This is a genomic window from Natranaerofaba carboxydovora (genome assembly GCF_022539405.1).
Lineage (GTDB): Bacteria > Bacillota > Natranaerobiia > Natranaerobiales > Natranaerofabaceae > Natranaerofaba > Natranaerofaba carboxydovora.
The window spans coordinates 53910-67243 of record NZ_CP054394.1 but is presented as its reverse complement, the minus strand read 5'-3'; the positions used below and the strand labels follow the sequence as shown (position 1 = coordinate 67243).

Sequence of the window (13334 nt, the reverse complement as noted above, 5' to 3'; positions counted from 1 at the left end):
AGTTAAATAGATAGCTTCATCAATGTAAGCGTCAAACAGTACCCACCTAGATTTTCTTCATACAATATGCCATAATCTTCCCCAAATAACCACGAAGGGGATGATTTTTTATGGCAAAAACAAATGAACAGTTAAGAGCTGAGTGGAAAGAGAGAGTCTCAGCATTTCGGGCCAGCGGCCAAACAGCAAAAGATTGGGCCAAGGCTAATGGTGTTAAACTCAATCGATTACGCTACTGGTGTAGAAAATACAAAGAAGATGCTCCTTCCAAAGAAACTAAATGGTCACCAGTAGAAGTAGACTATTCAGATGAAAGTAATATTACAGTAAAAGTAGGTAAAGCCTCAATAGAAGTAAAACCTGGCTATGATAAAAGTCTTTTAAAAGACTTAGTTAATACATTGTCTGGACTATGTTAAATGAAGCTACCATAGAACGAGTTTACCTGGCAAGGGGCAAAACGGATCTTAGAAAATCAATTGATGGCTTAGCAGTAATTGTAAAAGAATCCTTTGATTTAGATCCCTTCTCTCCCTGCCTTTTTGTCTTTTGCAACAGGAAAAAAGATAAATTAAAAATACTCCACTGGTCAAACAACGGTTTTTGGCTATATTATAAGCGTTTAGAAGAAGGCAAGTTTAAATGGCCAGATGAAGGTTCTCCTGTTCCTATGAAAATAACCTACCGCCAGCTACGCTGGCTGTTGGATGGCCTCTCCCTTGATCAGGGTGATGCCCATAAAGAAGTAAAGGCAAGAACAATATTATAAATTTTTTTCTCCAAAAAGCCCTGATATTAAAGGGCTTTTTACCATTTAAGTAGAATTAATTAAATATGGAAAATAAATCAGAAACCATTAACCAATTAAAAAATAGATGTGACCAACTGGAACGCCAAAATGCTGATTTAAAAGAACAAAACGACTGGCTAAAGGAACAGTTTCGTCTTAAGCAAAAAAAGCAGTTTGGAAGTTCTAGTGAAGCCACCCCTCCAGATCAGCTGCAGTTCTTTAACGAAGCTGAAAAAGAATCTGATTCTAATTCTAAAGAACCCGAACTGGAGGAAATTACATACAAGCGCCGTAAAAGTAAAGGGCACCGTGAAGACCAGCTTGACGGTTTGCCTGAAGAGACTATCGAGCACCGCCTTTCCCCCGAGGAGCAGGTGTGTTCCTGCTGTGGTGACGAGCTTCATGAAATGAGTACAGAAGAGAGAAAAGAACTAAAGATCATTCCTGCTAAGGCAAGCGTAGTTAAACATGTACGCTATGTTTATGCTTGTCGCCGCTGTGATAAGGAAGGCACTGAGAACTCCATAATTACAGCTTCCATGCCTAACCCGGTTTTACCCGGCAGTGTAGCATCCTCTTCTGCCGTAGCTCATATCATGAACCAAAAATACGTAGATGCTCTGCCCCTTTATCGTCAGGAACAACAGTTATCTCGTTTGGGTATAAAACTGTCAAGACAGACTATGGCTAACTGGATGATAGAATGCTCAAATCGCTGGCTCACTCCTTTATACAATAGATTACATGAACTATTAGTTGAAAAAGACATTTTGCATGCTGATGAGAGCAATCTTCAGGTACTTCGTGAAGATGGTAGGTCTGCAAAGAATAAATCATTTCTTTGGCTTTACCGTACCGGACGAGAAGATGAACCAATAATACTTTATGACTACAGAACCACCAGGGCAAGTAAGCACCCCCGAAAGTTCTTGGCTGATTTTGAAGGATTCTTACAGGTTGATGGCTACTCAGGGTACAATGATTTATCTGATATCAGCCTTGTTGGGTGTTTAGCTCACGCTAGGCGTAAATTTGATGAAGCATTAAAAGCGCTCCCAAAAGACCAACAAAATGCTCAAGTAAGTGCTAAGAAAGGACTGGAGTTTTGCAACCAACTCTTTGCCATAGAACATGACCTTCGGGATAAAACGCCCGAAGAGCGTCACAAAATTCGGCACGAGCGTAGTTTGCCGGTATTAGAAGAGTTCTACGCATGGCTTAAAGAACAAAAACCTAAAGTTCTTCCTAAAAGTGCCTTTGGTAAGGCTATCAACTACTGTTTAAATCAGTGGCCTAAACTTGTGAAGTTTTTAGAAGATGGTCGCTTAGAGTTAGATAACAACAGAGCTGAGCGTTCCATCAAGCCTTTTGTAGTGGGTCGAAAAAACTGGTTGTTTGCCAATACTCCTAAGGGTGCTAAGGCCAGTGCTACAATTTACAGTATTGTAGAAACAGCCAAAGAAAACGGTTTGAAACCATTTGAATACCTCAAATTCCTGTTTGAAAACCTTCCTAATATTGATCTTCAAGACCAAGAAGCTATTGATGAGTTACTACCATGGTCTGATGCTATCCCTTCAGAGTGTAAAATCCAAAAGTAATCTTTATTTCAAGGTGGGCGCTATTTGACGCTCACTCATCAATATCCTTCAACGCTTTTTCATAACGTTTTAAATCTGTTCTAACTAAACTTCTAAAGTAGTAGATCTCACTAGTCACTATTTTATCTGGGATAAGTTGTATATCTTCTTCAATTAGCATTATAGGATACGTTAAAATTCTCTCTAATCTCTCTCTTAAATATATAGGTGCAGACTTTGGGTGACTTATGCGACTATATAAAACAATACCATTTTGTTTAAAATTATTAATTATTTTTATAACATCCTTTTCATTTACCTTTTGTTGTTGGAATGGCCAGGGAAAGTAGAAAATTAACCATGATAAAATATAAGTTTCTCCATCCCAATTCTTTAAACTTTCATTTTCTCGATTTTTTAATTCTTCTTCTAAATTACAGTTTAAAGCTTTATTATAATAACTTTGTATTAATTCATCTATTTTTTTGTGATAATTATTTTCAATAGCTGTTCTCCATTCATGATGGGAAATTGATATGCAACTTCCCCTTGCAGTCCGATCCTCTTTTAAAAACATTTTTATATCAGATAAACAACCCAACAGTTTAAAGTTTATTGTTTCCTCCTCATGCGGTTCATTAATCAAATATAATATTTCTGAAATAGTTAAAGGCTCGGGAGCAGTCGCTACTACTATTAAAATATTCAATAAATACTGAAAATATTTATCTCCATAAATCTCTTTAAGTTTTTCAAGATATTCAACAAATAAATCTTCTAAATCATTTAGGTTTTCTAAATCAACACCTTCTTTACTTATATCTAGTATCTCTTTTAAAGCTTTTAAGTATAGAAAACGTTTATCTGCTTTATCAACTAAATAAGTTGAAATTTTATCATTTTCCTTATCTAATATACTTTCATTAATATATTTTTTAAGTAGCTTTATATTATTATCATCATAGTGTTTTATGTGCAACTCATTAGTTATTGTTTTAGTATTACGAAGCCGTTGTAATTTTTTTAAGTTAAAAGTCTTATTCTTCTCTTTTAATTCATTATCTAAACGGCTTGTTAAAAGTATATATACACCTTCTGGTAGAGAGTCATTTTCAGGAATAATATCTAAAATCGTTTGTTTAGTTTTGGGGATTTCATCAATTCCATCAATTATTAATAATAATTTTTCTACGGGCCTATTTTTGTTAAATTTTCTAAAATGATTGTCATGTTCTTTTAAGCAGCTCTCTAAAAATTTGGCAAATTCTATTTTAGGATCAATCTTCAAATTAGGGAAATATAACTTGTTAATCTCTATATCTGGATTCTTGAGATCTGGCTTAGCTCGCATAACATCATACAATTTTGCCATAAAGTTTTCTATATCATAAGAATAGATTTCATTGATATAATAGGTCCTAATTGAACATTTGTGCTCTATTAAATTTTCTTTATTCAACCCGATTGGATCTAATGCACGAGCAAAAGTTGTTTTTCCTAACCCTCCAGCCATCTGTAATAATAATATACCCTTGCTATTATCTTTAATTTGTTTTTTCAACCAGTTTAAAATATGATCTGGCGTTAGGTAATCATCTACATCTAATTTTTTAAGATATTTATCTTCAGTAGACAACTTAAATGTCCCCGTTTTTTGAATTACAGCTGATTTGTCATCTATTATTTTATTTTCTACTTCTTTATATTTTCCGATTTCTTTCTTTAAATTAGCATGGCTTTCTTTAAGTGTTATATTTACTTCCGCAGTATTTTCAATTTTATCTCCATTTAAATAATTAAGAAAGTAAGCTTTAGAATTTTTAAAACTGTCATAAAAATATATACTTTCCTTCTCAGAAATTACAAAAGGAAAAGCGGGTTCAAATTCATCATCTACTACAAAATAAAGCTCATTCCAACTAGAGTTATTCAACTCTAAAACTGATTTTGGCCCAACTATTGGTGTGTTTTTGAGATAAATCTTCAACAATTTATAGTTTTTAGAATAAGATTTAATATGTTCACTTATTATCTTTAATTTTTCGTTAATATCTTTTGCTAGTTCTGAATCATTTTCGAACTTTAATGCACCATGACCGATTGTTTCGTTGCGCCATTCAACTATTTTATTATCTTCATATTTTTGCTTAATATCTTCCAATGGATTCCTTAATAAATCTGGTAACTTTTCATGCTTTAATATCTCTGAAGCCAGCTCCTCAAGCCAATTATTCAAGCTTAATGGCTTGAAAAACTTATATAAAAATTTTTTTTCATCAATACTTTTATCTACTTTATGATACGTTATGTTTCCAGCTAAGAGAACAGGCATTTTTAATAACAGTTCAAATACATCTTTCACTTGTAACATTAAACCAAAAACATTTTTTTCATTAAATAATGAATATAACCGCTGGTATTCATGTGCTAATATTGGAGGGAAATCATTTTCCTTGTTTTTGTCCAATATTTCCGAATACCATATATTATCATCTTCCAACAACATCATATCGTTATATCCAATATTAGTTTTAATACCTACCCTTCCACCACAACCGTTACAAAGAATATCGTTTTCTAACACATAAATATCGGTGGGATACTCACATTTACAATTAATCATTTTTAACCTCCCTCTGTTATACTATAAGTTAAATCACTAATTAAGAATTCTAATAAATTTATTTCTACATAAATTTGCCTCACTCCAAGTCTATTTCAACCATTTATTGCCAAATATATTATTTTTTTTATTACGTATAAGTAAAAGTAAACTTATCACATAAATTAAAATAAATTTTATTTAGTTCTTCACAAAATGCATTTTGAAAATATTTATATATTGCTTCATTATTTTTTATCCAATCTCTAAATTCATTAATATGAACTTCCATTTCCTTTTCGTTATTTTGGTAGTATGCATTTTGAATTTTAGTAAAATAATTAATGGCTTCAATAGTCTCATTACGATTTTCAACACAGTTAACTGCTTTTTTCATATATTTTCTCGCTTGTTTGTTCAGATTAATTTTATAGAAAATAATTCCTAAATTCTTATAAATCAGCTCCCAGGGGTGTCTATTTACTTTAAACCCTTTATCATCAAAATCAACTGAATTAATTTTGTTTAGAAAATCATTACTTATCTCAGTTATATAGAGATTATTAATAGATTTAAAAAACGTATAAACTTTAAACGGATCCTTACTAGACAAAACAAAGTTAAATTGGTCGTTAAGTTCTGAAGCTCCGTTATAATATTCTTTAGCATATTTTTTATATAAATATCTATTATTATGATCACTAGCATAGTTTAATATATGTGAGATGGTAATCTCTCTGTTTCCTGGATCGTTATGAAACTCTTTTAAAGCCTCTTCAAAGTATTTTAGTGCATCATCCATTCTTTTAAAAGCATACATTTGACCGAGAGAGCTCAATGCTCTTCCTCTAGCAGTTAGCCTTGTAGTTTCTATATTATCTGCTTCTTGTAATTTAGATATATCTTTTCTGGCTTCATTTAAAATATTAATACATTCTAAGTTATATTCCTGAAGCTCTATAGCTTTATCAAAGTCAAATTCATTGGCATGTGTTTGAACTTTTCTGTTTAAAGTATCCAGATACATTTCAATAGGCACCTCATTTTTTAATTCTTCAACTATTTCATAAAAAGAATTATTATATGTCGATTTGCCAGTGTGGTTATTAGCTCTTATTCCTATGTCTGCTATTTTATATTTAATCAAATTGGAAATGTCATCATTGTATTTCTCAACCATATCCCATAATTTTTCAAATATTTCAAGACCTTTGTCAAAATTTATAACATTTTGTTTATAAAAATTATCCAATTCCGAAGTGTAAACATCGATTTTATTCAAATCAAATGCATGATCCAATTTACTCTCCACTTCTTCAAACCAATTTTCGTTATAATAATTAGTAAAATCACTTTTAAAATCCTTAGCTTTATAAAGAGTTTCAACAGTTGATATAAATTCTTTGCCTAAAAATTTATCTAACAAATCATTATAAATGCTGTCTATGTCGTCATAAGCCCATAAATAAGGAAAGTCACCTGTGAAATCGAAAGCCCAATCATGTACTTTCTTAATACCATAATCGTTTTGATAAGTATATTTTAAAAATTTGGTTTTAAAGCAGTTACATATTATATCTGCTAAATATAAAAAAGGCATGTCCATACTTGCTTCATTATAATTTATTGGTTGAATATTGATATTGTAAAATTTTAGAATTGAGCTTTTTTTAGAGTTTATTGTTTGATAAGCCAAAGCTGTTTTAAATGTTTTTTGATCTGTAGAAAAAAATCTATAAGTGCCATTTGGATTAACTTTGTACGGATATCCAAATTGAAAATATTCATTTATTTTAGGGTCATCAGAGGACAGCACCGAAACTCTGGTAGGGATTTCTAAGTTTACTTCATTTTCATTTTCCATATCTAAATTTTTAAAAATTAAATTGTTTAGTAAACCACATATCATATGCTCATATAAATTATTTGCTTTTCTGTCATCCAATAAATTACTAATGTTTTTAAAATCTTTTCTCTCTTCCTTACTTTTTATCATACATGTAAGATGATAGTTCCCATTTTTTCTTAGATAATCTTTCAAGTGTCCTTCAATATTATTTTCAAAGTATTCTACATTAGTTCTGTTTGTTTTTCTTCTATCATAATGTAAATCATTTGGATATCGAATATTAAATTCATTACATATGTTTTTTAGGAATAAATCAATTCTTCTTTTTTCATTTTCATAATCTAAACCTTTATAGATAAAACCTGCTACAAAATTCACATTATTGTTATCACTTATCTCTGGATTAAAATGACCAACTTCATCAAGACCTATTGTGATCATACATTACCCCCCTTTTAAATAACTCCCCGTTATAAAACCAAGTGCTTTCATAATAATCTTATACAAGTTAATCATACAGTGAACTTTACGATAAGGTTGTATTTAATTTTTATATTTTTTACCATTTAGTTTAACTGATGTTTTGTCTATACTTTGGCTATCTCCAGGACTTCCGTATCTGGTTGAGAGCTAATCAACTCTTCTCGATTAGGAAGTTTACTTATTACCACACCTCCACTTACACAAACAAAGTTAGCTACTAATTTGATGTTAGCCTTTACTGATTTAGATACAAATAAACTATACATGTTAAGTTGTATCATCAATTAAAAAAAGTTTCACAACTTTAATACCAATAATTATTAACGCTAAAAATAAAAACAAACCTAACCAATGAACCCCAAACCAATCTATTGGCCTTGGTATTTTTGCAAATATAAACTGAAATAAACTAGCAAAAAGTAATACAGGAAATCCGTATATCGAAATATTATTGATCGCACGATTTATTCTAGTATCTGTGTAATTATTAATAATTTGTTCTATTTCTTGCACTGAATCATATAAATCTTCTAATTGAGTGTTTATTCCCCATCTTTTTTCTAACAAATCTCTAAATTTTTTAACGTTATAATCTCCAGTTTCTTGCATTGTTTCTAAATTAATTTGTCTCAACTCCATTTTTATTTCAGCCATTTCGTCACTAAGATTTATGACTTCTTTCCTGTTAAATATCTTTTTATTGTTTAAATTTTTTTTAATTTGTTTAATTCTGCCTTTTAACTCTTTTTGGTTTTTACAAATGGTTTTGTACCGTTTAAGAATTTTACAAAATTCAGATTTATAAGATTCCACTGGTAATGTAAAACTACTCCAATCATCTAATAAAAATACACCTTTAGTGTGAATAACAGCTAACCCACCAGGCATCTCCATATAATCAAAGCTTTTTATAGAAGGCAAGTCTTTGATTCCAGGCATATTTCCAGGATTTATGTTTTCGATACAAGCAGCAAAATACTTTAATACAGTAGGAGTAACTAACAAAGCCCTTTTATCATTTGAAGCGTCCCATTTTGCAGCAATAAATTTCTTTTTCGTTTCAATTACACTTTCTTCAACATCTGGTGAACATTCATGTATAAACTTTATTTCATCCTTCCTGTCCTTCTTAAATTCTCGAACCTTTACTGCTTTAACAGGATTGTATAGCTCCCAAATAAGTTCAAGAACTTCTCCCCACGAAATTTCTGTACCTGTATCAGGAGAACCTATAATAGTATATTTACCTTTTTCATCATGCCAGTTCCCTCTCTCTGCAATTCTTGCAGGTGGGTACTTATTTTTCCACTTTACTTCTTCTAAATGTTCCAATTTATACCACAAATCTTCAAGGTGTATGTTTTTGTTGGGATCAACAGAAATTGTTATATGATATTGATCATTTTTTTGAGGGCGATGAATTCCCATTAGAGCATAACCGTCTTTTAAAAAAGAGTATTCGTCATCAGTTCTTAAAAAAACCTTTAATGAACCAAGTGGATCATTTTCTGAAACAAAATAAGCATCAACAAGTCTATTTTTACTTGATTTTTTTAAAGGTAGTTCCAATTGCAGTGTTCTTGCATAACTAAAAGACTGTTTATACTGATTGTACTCTTCTTTTAAAAAAGCAACTGCATTATGATATTCATCAACATAAGGTAAAGCGGGAACTTTATACGGCTTAATTCCTTTTAGGATTAATTGAATAACAAAGTTAACACATCTAATAAAACCTTCTTTTATTCTTTCTTGATTTATATCTCCGCTTTTATCATCATATTCAATGTAAGCATGAGACAAAGCATTATGTAAACTTCCCCATGATCAAACAGCTTTCCAGTACTTCTACAGTCGCCAATTTTCCATCTATCTATATATTCTAACCATTCTTTATCAAAACTCTGTAAATTTTTCTCAGGATATTCAGAAAAATAATTAAATAAAATATAACTTAAACAAGTATCCGTTGAAAGATCCTTAATATAATAAATTACTTTTTCCATGTCTTTGTTAAGTCTATTATTAAATATTCCTTTACTTTTTTTGTATATTAAACTACTATTTGAATTATATTTCTCAGAATTTGATTCATCTAAATTATAATTGATAATTATTCCTCCATAATCCTTCTTTCCTAAGCCAATTAAAACCTCATTTTTTCTTGCATATTCCTTTTCAGTATCATATTTAACTTTTAAATTCTTTGAAAATTTTTCTTTAAAAGTATCTAGCCAATCGATAAAATTCATTTCACTCCTCCTAATTTAATCTTAGTAATACTTCTAGCAATTTGAGCTAATATTATACATACTATAAATTCAAAATTATCAGTGTTCTTTGTTCTATAATTTGTATAATATTTCCTTCAAACTAATTAAATTTTCAACCCAAAAATTTAGAAGTAAATTTCTTTACTATAAAAATATTGCCAAATTAACTTTTTAATGGTAAAATAGTCAGGCGATTTACTTATCATAAGCCATACACCTTAAATTTCTCCTAAAAGAATTTCAAAGTAATAACTTCCCTAGAAATACTAATGTTCCCTCTCTAATAATTTTTCTTTACTCAAGCAAGTATCTTGATTTAATACTTCCTAAATAAAAACAACTAAACTAAAAAGAATAGCTTTTCAGCTATAAGAAATGAGCAGACGACTCCTTGGCCTTTATTTCTACTAACAAAGGAGCATTCCTTTTATTTTAATAATGAAACCCCGTTAACTTAAAAGATTATTTCTCATTTTTGTTTCAGAAAATTCGGCTATCCCGTCACAAAGTTTTTTATTACTCATTAGCTTTAAAACATTTTATCTAAAAAGACGACAAACTCTTTATGGGGTTAGGAAGGGTAAAAAGTCACCTTTTATAATACTGTAAGGAGTGATTTTTTTAATGGATTTAAATAGCCCTTTTGTTGTTACCAGGGAAGTTTTTGTTGAAAAAGCAGTGGAAATTCTAACTTCAAATAAACCTGGGATTTTTCAAGTTGTACTTGACAAAACAGTCATATATGAAAATGGAATTTTTCCGGTTAGATACTGGGTTGACGAAAGTTTGAAATTAAGAATACCTAGTCCGAAAAAGAATCATATCTTTGTTTTAGGTTATAAAGATGAAGGAAACAAAAAAATTTACACAGAAGATGAAGCGGACAAATATGTAGGTGAAAAAGTCAAGGATATGAGAGACCAAGGAATGATGGAAGAGTTGATTGAAGGCACTGTAAACTATTTAGTCGATGTATTTATCCCTATGGAAAGAATTAATTGGGAAGTAATGCTTAATGATTATCTACTTATTCACGGTAAAATTACAAAAAAAATTGAATATAAACATAGATACGGGTTTTTAGTAAAAAGATTAATTCAAGATATAAGTAAAGCAACAAAAGATAAAGCCAACAATATGGAAGGTTATCGTTTTTATAACCGCCACTATTATAACGATACAAAAGTACGATAAAACAAACGGTGTAGCCTCCCCTCCTTATATGCCAGCCGGAGGTTACACCCCTTTTCTTTAATCACTATTTTAGCAACTCTATACTTATTATTCACTTAAAATATCAGCTACTTATTAATTCTGCTAAACATTTCTAAATTCATTAGAACCTTTTAAAGAAAAATGTATAGGTATAGTATAATTTTAATAGAAAGTAAAAATGAGAATTAGTTAGTGTAAAAATGACTTAGGAGGTCTTACATGAGTGAAAATCCTGGTATTAAGATTATAAGTTTGATAGTTGCTATTTGATCGAATTGCTCCACAAATTGATTATCCTGATTACGTTGATGATTTTTAATACTATTCCACTGATGTTTTAATGACTTTAATCTTTATTTATCTTGTCAACTACATTATCAACTTTAGACATAGAAAACCTATAAATCCCATTAACAAAAATCATGTTACTTTTTTGCCGATCAATTTTCAGGACACACGATGACGCTTACATTTTGTTGCCAAAAAATATCCCCCGTAACCTTCACAGGCTACGGGGCTAAAACCAAATTTCCACGACTATTTTACTTAAGTTATAAGGCTTTGCCTTAATCATGCAGTCATAATATACAACCATCCATTTTTTATTCCTAGTTCCAAGAATAAAATCTTCTACTTCTTCGAAACTTACATGCTTTCTGTCTTTCCATACCACCTTAGGAAGAGAAGTTCGCTTTACCTTCAATACTATCTCTTCCAAAAAAGTATCCCAATCCATTCTTTTTCTAGTGATAACCCTCAACAAAATCACTCCCTTAAGAAAATTTAAAAGGCCCCTTGGGCGAAAAATAATAAACATGCCAGGGAGACTTAAGAGCATGTTTTACGTTACAATCTGGTTTTAATTTTTTATTTTCTTTTATATTTTAATTCTTATAGGGAAAGTTTACAGAAAGTGAATAGTATAAGGAAGATTTAAAAGTAAATTGAGGAATGCTACCTAATTAGCTCTTAAGCTAAAAAGAGGTTATAGTATCTAAATTAGTTCATTTAAAGTTAGCGTTCTCATACTTAAATATTAAACAAATGATATAGTAACATGAGCAAGATCAAACAATCAATTTTCATATTTTTCTTTTTATAGTTAATATTTTCAATCTCAATAAAATAGCTTTAAACAGTTCTATTTTTGAACGATTTATTTCTAATAACTTAAGCAGTGATTATTTTGTATCGTAGCCACTGCCTAATTATATCTGTGGCAGAGGGAGAATGTGAGTGGAGCTATCTTTAGTCTTGTCAGTTCTTAAAAAAAGCCTACAAACAAAAAATTCCTCTCCTAAATCAAAGATTATATAAAGAGATCTCTTTGTAGGTTTAATAAACGTTTACTCCGATGCACTGATGGTACATCACCTTGCTGGGCTGGACTAACGTCTCTATTCAATCCTGAAAGTAAAATCTTTCAAAATCTTAATCATGTAATTTTCCAGTGTGGGTTCTTCACCATACGTACCTTCGGCACCATTACCATTATACTGTTATTTAATATATAATATAAAACTGCAAAATAAAATAACCAGCCTAAATAAAGTTAACCTTTACAAGGCTGGTTATTAAATATTTTATTATCTTTTATTAAGTCAGCAGCTTTATTGGATAGTTCATCATCATCTAGCAGGTATCTCAAAATTATTATATTTGCAGGCCCAGGCACCTTTTTCTTTTTGTCTTAGCTCTCTATTTTTATATTTTCTTAATGCACCCCTAAGGATTTTCGGAGTTTTACTATTAGTATATTCCTGAGCACGAGATAGTCTTTTAACATAATCAAGGATTTTTTTCTGGCCTTCTTCATCTAGCTTTTCAAATTCTTTTAACAAAAACTCTTTTGATTCGGTAGTACTCATTGCTATACACCTCCAGGTTCTTATACAAATTTAACAACTCCCTAAATTATACCACAGACTAACATTTATTCCTTTAAATTCGAAAATCCATCTTTTTGAATCCTGCAGCCTTTGTATCTTCTCTCGTTAACAAGAAAAAAAAACCATTTAAGTAATACATTACCCCAATATATTACTCACAACCAAATAAAGACCAATCACCACTAACAGTGGGATCGCAACTTTATAGTTTCAAAGCATACTATTCTCCTCCCCTCATATTAGCTCCATATAGCCTGGTGAGCATGAAAAGCAATTGTTTCTTCTGGACCATCGTTTTGAAGTAATATCCATGAAGATTCTAGGTCCTGTTTGGCTTTATATAGCCAATCTCCAGGTTTTGTACCATCCATATAGCTTCACACCTTTTTTTTCAATTAAACTTGCAAAAGTAGCAGAATCTTTTACATTAGTTTCCCATTCTTCTGATGTATATAAAATTAAATCTACCGGTCTTTCAAAGTCCAGACAAACAGAATAATCTTCTGGGGTCCAAATTTTTCTCTAATCCCTTTAACTAATCTATCTATATCCTTTTTAGTTCGTTCTTTAATTGACAAAAGAAGCACCTCACATATTTACATTTTTAGGTAACATAATTATATCAGTATCTAATTGTTTTTTTCAAGTCAAAC

12 protein-coding genes are annotated in these 13334 nt (G+C 30.5%); 4 read left to right on the top strand and 8 right to left on the bottom strand.

From position 1 onward, the window contains the following. Positions 1-110: 110 nt before the first annotated feature. The 3 genes from tnpA (at position 111) to tnpC (ending at position 2391) form a co-directional block, all read left to right on the top strand. The gene (tnpA, locus tag ACONDI_RS00275) at positions 111-419 is read left to right on the top strand and encodes an IS66 family insertion sequence element accessory protein TnpA (protein WP_241078388.1); all 309 of its coding nucleotides are present in this window, start codon (positions 111-113) and stop codon (positions 417-419) included. Then, positions 413-769, top strand: a complete 357-nt coding sequence (gene tnpB / locus ACONDI_RS00270) for an IS66 family insertion sequence element accessory protein TnpB (RefSeq protein WP_241078389.1) — start codon at positions 413-415, stop codon at positions 767-769. Before tnpA ends, tnpB begins: the two co-directional genes overlap by 7 nt. A 65-nt stretch (positions 770-834) precedes the next feature. After that, positions 835-2391 carry an IS66 family transposase gene (gene tnpC, locus ACONDI_RS00265; RefSeq protein ID WP_241078390.1) on the top strand — a complete coding sequence of 519 codons (1557 nt, stop codon included), beginning with the start codon at positions 835-837 and terminating at the stop codon, positions 2389-2391. Positions 2392-2422: 31 nt separating this feature from the next. Here the strand turns inward: tnpC and ACONDI_RS00260 are convergent, their stop codons facing one another. From ACONDI_RS00260 to ACONDI_RS00240, 5 genes are all read right to left on the bottom strand, one after another. Continuing rightward, on the bottom strand, positions 2423-4993 hold the full coding sequence (locus tag ACONDI_RS00260; protein ID WP_241079502.1) for a hypothetical protein: 2571 nt from the start codon (positions 4991-4993) through the stop codon (positions 2423-2425). 130 nt (positions 4994-5123) lie between these two features. After that, positions 5124-7262 carry a hypothetical protein gene (locus tag ACONDI_RS00255; protein WP_241079501.1) on the bottom strand — a complete coding sequence of 713 codons (2139 nt, stop codon included), beginning with the start codon at positions 7260-7262 and terminating at the stop codon, positions 5124-5126. A gap of 146 nt (positions 7263-7408) precedes the next feature. Then, entirely contained in the window at positions 7409-7570 is a 162-nt protein-coding gene (locus ACONDI_RS00250) for a hypothetical protein (RefSeq protein WP_241079500.1), read from the bottom strand. Position 7571: 1 nt separating this feature from the next. Next, a complete protein-coding gene (locus ACONDI_RS00245; protein ID WP_241079499.1) occupies positions 7572-9107 on the bottom strand; it encodes a hypothetical protein in 1536 nt (511 codons plus the stop codon). Next, positions 9062-9556 (bottom strand): hypothetical protein, encoded by a 495-nt coding sequence (locus ACONDI_RS00240; RefSeq protein WP_241079498.1) that lies wholly within the window; start codon positions 9554-9556, stop codon positions 9062-9064. The genes ACONDI_RS00245 and ACONDI_RS00240 overlap by 46 nt, the downstream gene beginning before the upstream one ends. Before the next feature lie 645 nt (positions 9557-10201). Here ACONDI_RS00240 and ACONDI_RS00235 point away from each other — a divergent pair. Continuing rightward, the gene (locus ACONDI_RS00235) at positions 10202-10771 is read left to right on the top strand and encodes a hypothetical protein (protein WP_241079497.1); all 570 of its coding nucleotides are present in this window, start codon (positions 10202-10204) and stop codon (positions 10769-10771) included. A gap of 538 nt (positions 10772-11309) precedes the next feature. Here the strand turns inward: ACONDI_RS00235 and ACONDI_RS00230 are convergent. The 3 genes from ACONDI_RS00230 to ACONDI_RS00220 form a co-directional block, all read right to left on the bottom strand. Continuing rightward, positions 11310-11552, bottom strand: a complete 243-nt coding sequence (locus tag ACONDI_RS00230; RefSeq protein WP_241079496.1) for a hypothetical protein — start codon at positions 11550-11552, stop codon at positions 11310-11312. 868 nt (positions 11553-12420) lie between these two features. After that, positions 12421-12660: a hypothetical protein gene (locus tag ACONDI_RS00225; RefSeq protein ID WP_241079495.1), complete on the bottom strand. Its 240-nt coding sequence runs from the start codon at positions 12658-12660 to the stop codon at positions 12421-12423. 260 nt (positions 12661-12920) lie between these two features. Continuing rightward, entirely contained in the window at positions 12921-13052 is a 132-nt protein-coding gene (locus tag ACONDI_RS00220) for a HEPN domain-containing protein (protein ID WP_241079494.1), read from the bottom strand. Between the last annotated feature and the right edge of the window lie 282 nt (positions 13053-13334).